Source organism: Xanthobacter autotrophicus (genome assembly GCF_029991245.1).
Lineage (GTDB): Bacteria > Pseudomonadota > Alphaproteobacteria > Rhizobiales > Xanthobacteraceae > Xanthobacter > Xanthobacter autotrophicus_C.
In genome coordinates this window covers 1-12310 of record NZ_JAIVFO010000135.1, presented here as the reverse complement: position 1 = coordinate 12310, position 12310 = coordinate 1, and the positions used below count along the sequence as shown (strand labels likewise).

Below are 12310 nucleotides of genomic sequence, written 5' to 3'. Positions count from 1 at the left end.
GGGCTGGGGAGGGGGCACGGTGCCGGAGCAGAACACCAGCGGCGCGACTACGTAGAGGGCCTACCCCCTCCCTACCCTCCCCCCGCAAGCGGGGGGAGGGTTCAGAGCGTGCCCAGTCGAAGCGCCGGATTCCAAACTGAGACACTGCCGGGCAAAGCCCTCACGCCCGGTGGTAGGGATGGCCGGACAGGATGGTGACGGCGCGGTAGATCTGCTCCGCCAGCATCACCCGAACCAGTTGGTGGGGAAAGGTGGCGGTGCCATAGGCGACCATCAGCGCGGCCTTGTCCCGCACCGCGTCGCTCAGCCCGTCCGCGCCGCCGATGACGAAGGCAAGCGCCGACAGCCCGCCATCCCGCTGGGCCGCCAGGCGGGCGGCGAAATCCTCGCTGGAGAGCTGGCGCCCGCGCGGGTCGAGCACGACCAGCCCCGCCCCCGGAGGCAAGGCCGCGAGCAGCGCGGCGCCCTCCTCCGCCATGCGGTCCTCGGCGCGGCGGGCGGCGGATTCGGGAATCTCGATCATGTCGCAGGGGCCAAGGCCCAGGGGCCGGCCGGCGGGGCGGATGCGGTCCACATAGCGCGTAACGAGGTCACGCTCGGCCCCGGCTTTCAGCCGGCCGACACAGGCGAGGACGAGGCGCACGCAGCTCTCAGCAAGCCGTGCCGGAACGCATCAGGGGCGCGTCCCGGACCACATCTTCTCGATGTTGTAGAAGCTGCGGACCTCGGGCTGGAAGACGTGGACGATCACGTCGTTCGCGTCGATGAGCACCCAGTCGCAGGCCGGCTGGCCCTCGACCCGCACGTGCTTGATCCCCGCCGCCTTCAGCGCCTCGATGAGGTGCTCGGCGACAGCGCCCACATGCCGCTGCGAGCGGCCGGAGGCGATCACCATGTAGTCGGCGATGGAGGTCTTGCCACGCAGGTCGATGGAGACGATGTCCTCGGACTTGTCGTCTTCGAGCCGGGCAGTGACGAGGGCGAGAATCTCCTCGGCGTCAGGAAGCGCCCGGGAGACCGTGGCGGGCGGTGTCATCTCAGCGGCCGCCAGAAGTGCCGTCGTGGACAGGGGTCCAAATCCTCTTGATACAGGCGACGGCACAAACCGTCGCACCCCCGCAGGATGGGGCTAAATCAACGCAAATTCAAGATGTTTGGCGGGCCGGCCCATCGAGCCCCCCGCCCGCAGCCCTGATTCCCGTTGAAGACATGGGGGATTTCAGCCCGTGGAGGAACACCCAGGCGGGCGGCTTCAGGTCCGCCAGGAGGGGCGCGTCGCTCTCGTCGATGCGATATCGCCCCAGCGCCCGGGCCGCCACGGAGGCGGTGGCGGCAAGGCTCTCGCCCATGCGGTCCACCACCGCCAGGGGCATGAGGTCGGCGATGGCCCGCCAGCGCTGCCAGCGGTCGAAGCGGGCGAGATTGTCCGCCCCCATGATCCACACGAAGCGCACCGTGGGCAGCCGCCGCGCCAGATAATCCACCGTCTCGTAGCTGTAGCGCACGCCCAGATCCGCCTCGAAGCCGGTCACGTCGATGCGCGAATGGCGCGCCACCCGCCGCGCGATGGCCACGCGCTCCTCCAGCGGCGGCAGCGCGCGATTGTCCTTCAGGGGATTGCCCGGCGTCACCAGCCACCACACCCGGTCGAGCCTCAGGCGCCGCAGGGCGATGAGGCTCGCCGCGCGATGGGCCTCGTGGGCCGGATTGAAGCTGCCGCCGAACAGGCCCACGCGCAGGCCGTCGGTCACCCACGGCATGTGGCGCGCGGCGCGCGGGCTCACCGCGCCACCGTCCCGCGTCCCCCCGCTGGCGGGTGGAAAGCTCACGGACGGGTCTGCCCCGTGCCATGGATGCGGTATTTGAACGAGGTGAGCTGCTCGGCGCCCACCGGCCCGCGCGCATGCATGCGCCCGGTGGCGATGCCGATCTCCCCGCCGAAGCCGAACTCCCCGCCGTCCGCGAACTGGGTGGAGGCATTGTGGAGCACGATGGCGGAATCCACCTCCGCCAGGAACCGCTCCGCCGCCGCCGCATCCTGCGTGACGATGGAATCGGTGTGGTGGGAGCCGTGGGCCTCGATATGGGCGACGGCACCGGCGAGCCCGTCCACCACCTTCACGGCGATGATGGCGTCGAGATATTCCGTGTCCCAGTCCAGCGCCGTGGCGGGCTTGACGCGGCCGTCCACCGCCTGCACGGCGGCGTCGCCGCGCACCTCGCAGCCGGCGTCGATGAGCATCTCCACCAGCGGCTTCAAATGGGTGGCGGCCACCGCCTGGTCCACCAGCAATGTCTCGGCGGCGCCGCAGACGCCGGTGCGGCGCATCTTGGCGTTCAGCACCACGGTCTTGGCCATGTGGAGGTCGGCGGCCTTGTCCACATAGACGTGGTTGATGCCGTCCAGATGGGCGAACACCGGCACCCGCGCATCGCTCTGCACCCGCGCCACCAGGCTCTTGCCGCCGCGCGGCACGATCACGTCCACGGTATTGTCGAGCCCGGCCAGCATCAGCCCCACCGCCGCCCGATCGGCCACGGCGACGAATTGCACCGCATCCTCCGGCAGGCCGGCGGCCTTGAGGCCGGAAACGAAGGCGCGATGGATGGCACCGGACGAGGCGAGGCTGTCGGAGCCGCCGCGCAGGATCACGGCATTGCCGGCGCGCAGGCACAGAGCGGCGGCGTCCGCCGTCACATTGGGCCGGCTCTCATAGATGACGCCGATGACCCCCAGCGGCGTGCGCACGCGCTCGATCTTCAAGCCGTTGGGGCGGGTCCAGCTCTCGGTCACCTCGCCCACGGGATCGGCCAGCGCCGCCACCTGCTCCACGCCCTCGGCCATGGCCTCGATGCGGGCAGGGGTGAGGGTGAGGCGATCGAGGAACGAGCCGGTCATGCCGTCCGCCTTGGCCTTGGCCACATCTCCGGTATTGGCGGCAAGGATCTCGGCGGCGGCGGCGCGGATGGCGGCGGCGGCGGCATGGAGCGCCTGCGTCTTCGCCTCGGGCGCGGTGAGGGCGAGGCTGCGGGAGGCGGCGCGGGCGCGGCGGCCCATGTCGCCCATATAAGCGGCAAGATCCGCCCCGGCATCCGCCGGCGGCACGGACCGGCCCGCGACGGCGGAAACATCGGTGCGGGCGGCGGAGGCGGTGGCCATGGCAGGGTCTCGCTGACGGATAAGACGGTTATGCCTCATAAGATAGGCATCACCGCACTGATTAGCACGTCAGGGGCGAAATGCGACAGGCCGGAGCAGGGTACCGGGTTTACGCGGCGAGCAGTCCCCGCCCTCTCACTCCACCCCGAGGGCCATGTCGTCCCGGTGGATCATTTCCGAGCGGCCCTGGCCGCCCAGCAGGGCCTCGATCTCGGGGGTGGTGTGGCCCATGATGCGGGCGGCGTGGGTGGAATCATAGGCCACCAGCCCCCGGCCCACCTCGGCGCCGTCGGGGCCACGCAGCACCACCGCATCGCCCCGGTCGAACACCCCCTCCACCCGCTTCACCCCGGCTGGCAAAAGGCTTGCGCCACGGCGCAGGGCGGCCACGGCGCCGTCGTCCAGATGCAGCGTGCCGCGCGGCTCCAGCGCCCCGGCGATCCAGCTCTTGCGGGCGCGCACCGGATTGGCCGAGGTGAGAAACCAGGTGCAGCGCCCGCCCTCCACGATGCGCTTCAGCGGGTTCTTCACATGGCCGGAGGCGATGACCATGTGGGTGCCGGCGGAGGTGGCGATCTTGCCGGCCTCGATCTTGGTCCGCATGCCGCCGCGCGACAGCTCCGAGCCCGCATCCCCGGCGATGGCCTCGATCTCGGCGCCGATGCGCGGCACCACCGGGATGAGGGTGGCGTTGGGGTCCTGCGCCGGCGGGGCAGTATAGAGCCCGTCGATGTCCGAGAGCAGCACCAAGAGGTCGGCGCTCGCCATGGTGGCGACCCGGGCGGCGAGGCGGTCGTTGTCGCCATAGCGGATCTCGGTGGTGGCCACCGTGTCGTTCTCGTTGATGATGGGCACCGCCTTCAGGTCCATCAGCCGCCCGAGGGTGGAGCGGGCGTTGAGATAGCGCCGGCGCTCCTCGGTGTCGCCCAGGGTCAGCAGCACCTGGCCGGCGGTCATTCCGTAATGCCCGAGGATCTGCGCCCAGGTGCGCGACAGGGTGATCTGGCCCACGGCGGCGGCGGCCTGGCTGTCCTCCAGCTTCAGCGGCCCCTTGGGCAGGCCGAGCACGGTGCGCCCCAAAGCGATGGCGCCGGACGACACCACCATCACCTCGCAGCCGCGCGCGTGGAGCGTCGCGATGTCCTCCACCAGCGAGGTGAGCCAGGCGAGCTTCACCCGCCCATGGTCGCGGTCCACCAGCAAAGCGGAGCCCACCTTGATGACGATGCGGCGGAAGTCGGTGAAGACGGGGGTTTGCCCGGAAACCTGCGAGGCCATGGAATTCTTGCGACCGGAAGGCACTCAGACGGGCAGCGCGCGCACGTCGGTGCGGGAAAAGTCATCCCCCTTGAAGAGGAGCGGCACGTCATGCGCCTTGGCGACGGCATAGGCCATGCAGTCGCCGAAGTTCAAGCCCGCCGGATGCCGCCCCTTGCCAAAACGGTCGAAGGCCTCCCGCGCCAGCCGCAGGTGGAGCAGATCATGGGGAACCACCGTGACATCGCCTTCCTCCAGCCAGAGGTCAACGGCTTCCAGCGTGTAGGCATAGCTCCGCCCCCGCAAGACGAGGTGGGTCTCGAACAGGGTCGGCGCGCCGATCAGGCAGGGCGCGCCCACGAGGATGGGGCGGTAGAGATCGGCGTCCGGCTCATTGGTGAAGGTGGCGATGAGCACCGATGTGTCGATGGCGATCACCGGGGAGCGCCATCGTCGCCATAGAGGTCGCCATGCTCGGACGTCGCCTCGGGAGACGCCTCCCGAGCCTTGCGGCCGAGGTCAGCCAGGCGATCATGCAAGGACTTCTGCCGGGGCGAAAGATCCTCTTGCCGCAGGGCCTGGCCTTCGGCCTCGGCCATGCGGCGCAAGGCCCGCACCACCACTTCCGTGGTGGTCCAGCCATGGCGTTCCGCAAGCCGCCGGGCGGTTTCGAACGCCTCGTCGCTGCGGATGTTCAGCTGTCGCGGCATGAAAGGAGATCCGAACGATGCTAGCTCCGAATTCCGAAATGCTAGCACACGCCGGGACCGGCGTCAGCCCGGCCCCGTCACGGCCTGCAATTCAGGGGCGCCAGATCACGGCCGCCACGCGTCCCGCGGTTCCTCTGCCTTTTCGGCGCCCCGCTCCTGCTCCACCACCGAGAGCAGCAGGCGCAACGCCTCCTGCACCCCCTGGCCGGACTGGGCCGAGAGCAGCAGCGGCGTCTTCTTGGCCGCCCGCTTCAGGCGCTCCTTCTGCTGCTTGAGCAGCTCGGGGGAGAGCGCATCCACCTTGGACAGGGCCACGATCTCCGGCTTCTCGTCGAGGCCGTTGCCATAGGCGGCAAGCTCGGCCCGCACGGTCTTGTAGGCCTTGCCCGCATGCTCGGAGGTGCCATCCACGAGGTGCAGCAGCGCCCGGCAGCGTTCCACATGGCCGAGGAAGCGGTCGCCGATGCCCACACCCTCGTGCGCGCCCTCGATGAGGCCGGGAATGTCGGCCAGCACGAACTCGCGCCCGTCCACCCGCACCACACCGAGGCCGGGATGGAGGGTGGTGAAGGGATAGTCGGCGATCTTGGGCTTGGCCGCCGTGGTGGCGGCGAGGAAGGTGGACTTGCCGGCATTGGGCAGGCCCACGAGGCCGGCGTCGGCGATCAGCTTCAGGCGCAGCCAGATCCACCGCTCCTGGCCCTCGAGGCCGGGATTGGCACGGCGCGGGGCCTGGTTGGTGGAGGTCTTGAACTGGGCGTTGCCGAAGCCGCCGTTGCCGCCTTCCAGCAGCTTGACGCGCTGGCCCACCTCGGTGAGGTCGGCAAGGACCGTCTCTTCCTCCTCGTCGAGGATCTGGGTGCCGGCGGGCACCCTCAGCACCACGTCGGAGCCGCGGGCCCCGGTGCGGTTGGCGCCCTTGCCGTGGTCGCCCTTCTTGGCCTTGAAATGCTGCTGGTAGCGATAGTCGATGAGCGTGTTGAGGCCATCCACGCACTCGATCCACACGTCGCCGCCGCGTCCGCCGTCGCCGCCGTCGGGACCGCCGAACTCAATGAATTTCTCGCGCCGGAAGGAGACGCAACCCGCCCCCCCGTCGCCGGAGCGCACATAGACCTTGGCCTGATCGAGGAATTTCATGGGTTGGAGGTAGACGGGAGGCGCCGCAAACGCAAGGGGCGGGCCAGATTCACACCCCTTTGACCTTTCCCGCCGGACGGACCAAAACACCGCCATGAGTGCGCGCACGGTCGATGTCCTGCTGCCCTTGGGCCTCGACACCCCCTATTCCTATCTCGTGCCCGAGGGGATGACGCTCTCCCCCGGCGACCTCGTGCACGTGCCTTTGGGCGCGCGCGGCATCATCGGCTGCGTCTGGCCGCGCAACGACAGCCTGGCCGGCAAGCCGGTGGATGCGGCCAGGCTCAAGACCGTGAAGGCGAAGCTGGACTATGTCCCGCTGCCGCCGGACCTCCTGAAGCTCGTCGACTGGATGGCCGACTACACCCTTGCCCCGCGCGGCATGGTGCTGCGCATGGCCCTGCGCCACGGGGAAAGCCCCGGCGCCGGCCGCGAGCGGGTGGGCGTGCGCCTCGCCGGCCCGGCCCCGGCGCGCATGACGGCGGCCCGCGCCCGGCTGCTCGACCTTCTTGCCGACGGCTTCGTGCGCGGCAAGTCGGAGGCGGCGCGGGAGGCCGGGGTCTCCCCCTCCGTGGTGGACGGGCTGGTGGACGAGGGCGCCCTGGAAACCGTGGTGCTGCCCCCGGAGCCCGCCGCCTATCCCCCCGACGCGGCCTTCGCCACCCCCACGCTGTCCGAGCCGCAGGCGCAGGCCGCGCAGGTGCTCAGCGCGGCGGTGGACGCCAAGGGCTTCGGCGTCTTCCTGCTGGACGGCGTCACCGGATCGGGCAAGACGGAAGTCTATTTCGAGGCGGTGGCGCAGGCCATCCGCGATGGGCGGCAGGCGCTGATCCTGCTGCCTGAAATCGCCCTCACCCAGGCCTTCCTCGACCGCTTCACCACCCGCTTCGGGGTGAAGCCGGCGGAATGGCATTCGGGCGTCTCCACGCGGCGGCGCGGGCGCATCCTCAACGCGGTGGCCTCGGGACAGGTGCAGGTGGTGGCCGGCGCCCGCTCGGCCCTGTTCCTGCCGTTCCGCGACCTCGGCCTCATCATCGTGGATGAGGAGCACGACCCCGCCTACAAGCAGGAGGACGGCGTCGCCTACCACGCCCGCGACATGGCGGTGGTGCGGGCGCGGCTGGCCGCCGCCCCCATCGTGCTCGCCTCCGCCACCCCCTCCATCGAGACCGAGGTGAACGCCCGGCGCGGGCGCTACCGCCGCCTCGCTTTGCCGGTGCGCTTCGGCGGCGCCAAGGTGCCGGGCCTCCTGCCCATCGACCTGCGCAAGGGCGGACCGCCCAAGGGGCGCTGGATCGCCCCGCGCCTCGAAGCGGAGATCGCCGACACGCTGGAGGCGGGCGGACAGGCGCTGCTGTTCCTCAACCGGCGGGGCTACGCGCCGCTCACCCTGTGCCACTCCTGCGGGCACCGCATGCGCTGTCCCTCCTGCACGGCGTGGCTGGTGGAGCACCGTTTCCGCCGCCGCCTCACCTGCCACCATTGCGGTTATCAGGCCCCGGTGCCGGAGGCCTGCCCCGCCTGCGGCGCCAAGGACAGCCTGGTGCCCGTGGGGCCGGGCGTGGAACGGCTTCAGGAGGAGGTGCAGGCGCTGTTTCCCGCCGCCCGCTCCCTCGTGCTCTCCTCCGACCTCGCCGGCGGGGTGGAGCGCATGCGCGCGGAGCTGGACGCGGTGGCCAAGGGCGAGGTGGACGTGGTGGTGGGCACCCAGCTCGTGGCCAAGGGCCACAATTTCCCCGGCCTCGCGCTGGTGGGTGTGGTGGACGCCGACGTGGGCCTCGGCCATGGCGACCCGCGCGCGGCGGAACGCACTTTCCAGCTGGTGCATCAGGTGGCGGGGCGCGCCGGGCGCGGCAAGACCGAAGGGCGGGGCTTCATCCAGACCCACATGCCCGAGCATCCGGTGATGCGGGCGCTGGTGACCGGCGACCGGGACGCCTTCTACGACACCGAGATCGCCGCCCGCGAGGAGGCGCAGTTGCCGCCCTTCGGCCGCATGGCGAGCCTCATCGTCTCGGCCAGCGAGGGCCATGTGGCGGAGGGCCATGCCCGAAGGCTTGCCGCCTCCGCCCCCCTGGTGGCGGGGGTGCGCATCCTCGGCCCGGCGGAAGCCCCGCTCGCGGTGCTGCGCGGGCGCCACCGCTGGCGGCTGCTGGTGCGCGCGCCCCGCGCCTTCGACCTGTCGCGCTACCTGCGCGACTGGCGGACCACGGCGCCGAAGGTGACGGGCAACATCCGCGTGGCCATCGACGTGGACCCGCAGAGCTTCTTCTGAACCACCGGCGACCCCCATGAAACAGCGTCCATGAAACAGCGCCCGTCCTCCCGCCTCCTGGTCCTGAACGCGCAAGGCCGCCTGCTGCTGTTCCGGTTCGTGCACCGGACGGGCGCGCTGGCCGGCGCCATCTTCTGGGCGCCGCCCGGCGGCGGCCTCGATGACGGCGAGAGTTTCGAGCAGGCCGCGTGCCGGGAACTGCTGGAGGAAACCGGCCTTCGCATCACCCACCCCGGCCCCCAGGTCGCCCGGCGGATCGTCACCTTCACCATGCCGGACGGGATCGCGGTGGAGGCCGACGAGCGCTATTTCCTGGTCCGCGTCGCGACGCTGGAGGTGTCGTCGGCGCTCTGGACCGCCGAGGAACGGGCGGTGGTCGCGGAGCACGCCTGGTGGTCGCAGGCCGATCTGGCGCGGGCGAGCGAGCAGGTGTGGCCCGAGGACATGGCCGGGATACTGGTGGAGGCGGGGGTGTGGGCCGCCTCCCGCTGAGGCCCGCGCGCAGGTTACGCCTCCCCACCAATGCCGCGCTTGCCCCTCGCCGGCCATTGGGCACAATCCCGGCCATGCTCGCCCGCGCCGAATCAGTCTTATCCCCCCTCGCCACCGTGATCCTCGCCGGCGCGGAGCTGGTGCTGGACCCGTCCGGCGCGCTGCTGTGGCCGGACGAGAAGCTGATGGTGGTGGCGGACCTGCATCTGGAGAAGGGCTCCGCCTTCGCCCGGCGCGGCCAGATGCTACCGCCCTATGACAGCATCGATACCCTGAAGCGCCTGGCAGCCGTCATCGCCGCGCACCAGCCGCGCATGGTGATCGCCCTCGGCGACAGCCTGCACGACCGCTGGGCGCTGGAGCGCATGGCCGATCCGGTCCGCGAGGAAATTCGCCGCATCCAGGCCGGACGCACCTTCGTTTGGATCGCCGGCAACCATGATCCCGCGCCCCACGATCTCGGCGGCGAGGGCACGGCGGCGCTCGCCCACGGCCCGCTGCTGTTCCGCCACGAGCCGGCGGACGGCCCCGCGCCGGGGGAAGTGTGCGGCCACCTGCATCCCGCCGCCCGCATCGCGTTGCGCGGGCGGGGGGTGCGGCGGCGCTGCTTCGTCACCGATGGCCGCCGCATGGTGCTGCCGGCATTCGGCGCCTATGCGGGCGGCCTGAGCGTGCGCGACCCGGCCATCGCCGGCCTGTTCCCGCCGCGCGGCTTCACCGCCCACCTGCTGGGCGCCGGGCGCACCTATGAGATGCCCGCCTCGGCCTGCATCGGGGATTGAATTTCAGGCCGACTGAGGCTCAGGCCTTGCGCCGGCGGATGCGCACATAGAGCGCGCCTTCCCCGCCATGGCGGCGGCCGGCGGATTCGAAGCCCACCACGATCATCCGCAGGTCCGGCTCGGCGAGCCACAAGGGCACCGCGCGCTTGAGCACGCCCCGCCCCTCGCCGAAGGCGGGGCCGGTGCTCATGAGGCGGTCGGGATCGCCCTTGCCGGTGATGACCAGCACCAGCGCATGGCCCAGCGCCTGCGCCTCGATCAGGAACAGCCGCAGCCGGCGATGGGCGGCGGCCTGGGTGAGGCCATGCAGGTCGAGCCGCGCATCCACCTCCGCGCCGCGGATGAGCCGCCGGCGGGTCTTCGGCTCCAGGGACGCAAGCGGCGGCGCGGGCGGGGGAGCGGGCGGCGTCTTCGACCGGGACGCCTTGGTGGGCTTCGGAGGCGCGACGGGCGGCGGCTCCGGCACTACGGGCGCGGGTTCCGGCACCAGCGGGGCCACATCCTCCGGCACCGCGGGCAGCTTCAGCGGCGTCACCGAGCGCACCACATGGTCCCAGAGCGCGCGCTCTTCCGCCGACAGTTGCCGCCGCCGCCCGCGCCGGCTCATTGGGCGCGCCCCGCCGTCCCCGCAGGCGCGAAACGCGGCACCAGCAGGGTGAAGCTGCCGGAATGGCGGATGCGCCCGGCCACCGCACCGGCCTCTGGCCCGGTGCCGAAATAAAGGTCCGCCCGCGCCGGCCCGACGATGGCCGAGCCGGTATCCTGCGCGATCATGAGGCGGCGGAACGGCTCGCGGCTGCCCGGCGCGGACAACGGCAGGTCCGCCGCCACGAATACCGGCGCGCCATAGGTATGCAGCTTGCGATCCACGGCGATGGAGCGGCCGGCGGTCAGCGGCACGCCCTGCGCACCCATGGCGCCGGCCTCCCCGTCGAGGTCGAGGGCCTTGAAGAACACATAGGACCGGTTCTCGCGCCGGAGCGCCCGGCCCGCCTCCGGGTCCGCCTCCATGAAGGCGCGGATGCGGTCCATGGACATCTCTTCCCGCGGCACCAGGCCCCGCGCGATGAGGAGGCGGCCCACCGGCAGGTAGGGATGGCCGTTATAGCCGTCGTAATTCAGCCGCAGTATCCGCCCGTCCGGCAGCCGGACCCGGGCCGAGCCCTGGATCTGCATGAAGAACAGGTCGATGGGGTCCTTCAGCCAGGCGATTTCCAGCCCGCGGCCGGCGAGCGCCCCGTCCTCGATGGCGGCGCGATCGAAATAGGGCACGAGGGCATCGCCCTCCCGCCGCATGGCCCCGCCCGAATTGGGGGTGGGGCCGCCGCCGCTCATCAGGAGGTCGGACGGCCGGCCATGGACCGGCACGTCGAAGCCGTTGCCGGGCGCCAGCGCGCCGGCCACCTCCGGCTCGTAATAGCCGGTGAAGAAGCCTTCGCCACCCTTGTCTGGCACCACTAGGTAAGGGCGGAAATTGGCCTCGAAGAACAGCCGCGCCACTTCCCGCGACGGGGCGGCGGTGCCCAGCTGCGCTGCGGCGGCGCAGGCATGGGCAAGGCCGGCGGCCAGTGTCGGCACGGAGGCGGGGCCGACCTCGGCCGGCGGCGCGCGGCGGGCGGCGCAACTTTTCAGGAAGGTCCGGAAGGCGCTGGCATGGTCGTCCGCAGCCCAGCCGTCCATGGCGCCGAAGGCCAGCGGCACCAGCTTCGCCCCGGCGATGGCGGGCGGGGGGACGGCGCTCAGCATGCCGGAGGGCACGGCGGCGGCGGCGACAAGGGCGAGGACCATCGCCGCCATGCAGCGCAGGCGGCGCTTTGCGCGTCCTGGCGCGCCGGCCGCGGGGCGGCAGGTCTGGCCGTGACCGGTGACACGATCGCTGATTCGGCCAGGAGCCCGGCCACCGTTTCCACCCCAAGGTCCTGCCGCGTGCCGCACCGGAGGCCTCACTGGGCGGCTTCGGTGGCCACCAGCTTCCAGTTGGGATCACGCGTGCCGAGGTCGCGGGCGAAGGTCCACACATCGGTCACGTCGGCCACCGTGTCGGGGCTGCCATCCACCACCGCACCATCGGCGCCGCGGGTGACCGAGATGAGCTTGGACACGAAGCGCACCGTGAGCTGGGCATTGCGGTCGCGGACGGTCACCTCCTGAAGCTCGGCCTGCTCGATGGCGACGAACCGCGATTCCATGGTCTCGCGCCGGCTCTCGCGGTCGGCGATGGCGGCGACGAAGCCGTCATAGACATCCTTGGCGAGCAGATCCTTCAGCGCGCGGCGGTCGCCGGCGGCGAAGGCGGTCACGATCATCTCATAGGCGGCGCGGGCACCGGTGAGGAAATGCTTGGCATCGAAGTCGGGCTCGATGCGGGCGATCTCGTCGAGGGCCGCGGCGGTGGCCGAGCCCTCCTCGGCCACGCCTTCCCAACGGTAGGCCGGCGGGACATCGTCCACCGGGGCGGCGGCGCCGCCGAGGTTCCCCTCCACCCCCGCCTGCC

General features: G+C 71.5%; 14 protein-coding genes. 3 read left to right on the top strand and 11 right to left on the bottom strand.

Annotated elements, in window-relative coordinates; genetic code table 11:
* Nucleotides 1-160 precede the first annotated feature (160 nt).
* From rlmH to obgE, 8 genes are all read right to left on the bottom strand, one after another.
* The gene (gene rlmH / locus K9U41_RS18445) at nt 161-643 is read right to left on the bottom strand and encodes a 23S rRNA (pseudouridine(1915)-N(3))-methyltransferase RlmH (protein WP_282642331.1); all 483 of its coding nucleotides are present in this window, start codon (nt 641-643) and stop codon (nt 161-163) included.
* Nucleotides 644-673: 30 nt separating this feature from the next.
* The gene (gene rsfS, locus K9U41_RS18440; protein WP_041575393.1) at nt 674-1036 is read right to left on the bottom strand and encodes a ribosome silencing factor; all 363 of its coding nucleotides are present in this window, start codon (nt 1034-1036) and stop codon (nt 674-676) included.
* A 109-nt stretch (nt 1037-1145) separates the two neighbouring features.
* Nucleotides 1146-1829 carry a nicotinate-nucleotide adenylyltransferase gene (locus K9U41_RS18435; protein WP_432715823.1) on the bottom strand — a complete coding sequence of 228 codons (684 nt, stop codon included), beginning with the start codon at nt 1827-1829 and terminating at the stop codon, nt 1146-1148.
* Nucleotides 1826-3067: a glutamate-5-semialdehyde dehydrogenase gene (locus tag K9U41_RS18430; protein ID WP_282642332.1), complete on the bottom strand. Its 1242-nt coding sequence runs from the start codon at nt 3065-3067 to the stop codon at nt 1826-1828. The genes K9U41_RS18435 and K9U41_RS18430 overlap by 4 nt, the downstream gene beginning before the upstream one ends.
* A gap of 228 nt (nt 3068-3295) precedes the next feature.
* Entirely contained in the window at nt 3296-4438 is a 1143-nt protein-coding gene (gene proB, locus K9U41_RS18425; RefSeq protein ID WP_282642330.1) for a glutamate 5-kinase, read from the bottom strand.
* A gap of 24 nt (nt 4439-4462) precedes the next feature.
* On the bottom strand, nt 4463-4855 hold the full coding sequence (locus K9U41_RS18420; RefSeq protein ID WP_282642329.1) for a type II toxin-antitoxin system VapC family toxin: 393 nt from the start codon (nt 4853-4855) through the stop codon (nt 4463-4465).
* Entirely contained in the window at nt 4852-5127 is a 276-nt protein-coding gene (locus tag K9U41_RS18415) for a type II toxin-antitoxin system VapB family antitoxin (RefSeq protein WP_282642328.1), read from the bottom strand. The genes K9U41_RS18420 and K9U41_RS18415 overlap by 4 nt, the downstream gene beginning before the upstream one ends.
* Nucleotides 5128-5232: 105 nt before the next feature.
* A complete protein-coding gene (gene obgE / locus K9U41_RS18410) occupies nt 5233-6267 on the bottom strand; it encodes a GTPase ObgE (protein WP_282642327.1) in 1035 nt (344 codons plus the stop codon).
* A 94-nt stretch (nt 6268-6361) separates the two neighbouring features.
* On the opposite strand from obgE, the gene K9U41_RS18405 reads away from it, so the two are divergent.
* The 3 genes from K9U41_RS18405 to pdeM all read left to right on the top strand — a co-directional run bounded on the left by K9U41_RS18405 (nt 6362) and on the right by pdeM (nt 9816).
* Nucleotides 6362-8542, top strand: coding sequence for a primosomal protein N' (locus K9U41_RS18405; protein ID WP_282642326.1), 2181 nt, complete (start codon nt 6362-6364; stop codon nt 8540-8542).
* Nucleotides 8543-8572: 30 nt separating this feature from the next.
* A complete protein-coding gene (locus K9U41_RS18400; RefSeq protein ID WP_282642325.1) occupies nt 8573-9034 on the top strand; it encodes an NUDIX hydrolase in 462 nt (153 codons plus the stop codon).
* Between the two features lie 74 nt (nt 9035-9108).
* Nucleotides 9109-9816 carry a ligase-associated DNA damage response endonuclease PdeM gene (gene pdeM, locus K9U41_RS18395; protein WP_282642324.1) on the top strand — a complete coding sequence of 236 codons (708 nt, stop codon included), beginning with the start codon at nt 9109-9111 and terminating at the stop codon, nt 9814-9816.
* Between the two features lie 19 nt (nt 9817-9835).
* Here pdeM and K9U41_RS18390 read toward each other — a convergent pair whose 3' ends face one another.
* The 3 genes from K9U41_RS18390 to K9U41_RS18380 form a co-directional block, all read right to left on the bottom strand.
* Nucleotides 9836-10423, bottom strand: a complete 588-nt coding sequence (locus K9U41_RS18390; protein ID WP_282642323.1) for a Smr/MutS family protein — start codon at nt 10421-10423, stop codon at nt 9836-9838.
* Nucleotides 10420-11613 (bottom strand): murein transglycosylase A, encoded by a 1194-nt coding sequence (mltA, locus tag K9U41_RS18385; protein ID WP_282642322.1) that lies wholly within the window; start codon nt 11611-11613, stop codon nt 10420-10422. The genes K9U41_RS18390 and mltA overlap by 4 nt, the downstream gene beginning before the upstream one ends.
* Nucleotides 11614-11759: 146 nt before the next feature.
* Nucleotides 11760-12310 (bottom strand): Tim44/TimA family putative adaptor protein (locus K9U41_RS18380; protein WP_282642321.1); only part of this gene is annotated, 551 nt, incomplete at its 5' end.

Coding starts and splice junctions, on each gene's coding strand:
- mltA (WP_282642322.1), bottom strand. CDS start 11,613: ATGGCGGCGATGGTCCTCGCCCTTGTCGCCGCCGCCGCCGTGCCCTCC.
- proB (WP_282642330.1), bottom strand. CDS start 4,438: ATGGCCTCGCAGGTTTCCGGGCAAACCCCCGTCTTCACCGACTTCCGC.
- K9U41_RS18400 (WP_282642325.1), top strand. CDS start 8,573: ATGAAACAGCGCCCGTCCTCCCGCCTCCTGGTCCTGAACGCGCAAGGC.
- K9U41_RS18390 (WP_282642323.1), bottom strand. CDS start 10,423: ATGAGCCGGCGCGGGCGGCGGCGGCAACTGTCGGCGGAAGAGCGCGCG.
- K9U41_RS18415 (WP_282642328.1), bottom strand. CDS start 5,127: ATGCCGCGACAGCTGAACATCCGCAGCGACGAGGCGTTCGAAACCGCC.
- K9U41_RS18405 (WP_282642326.1), top strand. CDS start 6,362: ATGAGTGCGCGCACGGTCGATGTCCTGCTGCCCTTGGGCCTCGACACC.
- pdeM (WP_282642324.1), top strand. CDS start 9,109: ATGCTCGCCCGCGCCGAATCAGTCTTATCCCCCCTCGCCACCGTGATC.
- K9U41_RS18430 (WP_282642332.1), bottom strand. CDS start 3,067: ATGGGCGACATGGGCCGCCGCGCCCGCGCCGCCTCCCGCAGCCTCGCC.
- rsfS (WP_041575393.1), bottom strand. CDS start 1,036: ATGACACCGCCCGCCACGGTCTCCCGGGCGCTTCCTGACGCCGAGGAG.
- obgE (WP_282642327.1), bottom strand. CDS start 6,267: ATGAAATTCCTCGATCAGGCCAAGGTCTATGTGCGCTCCGGCGACGGG.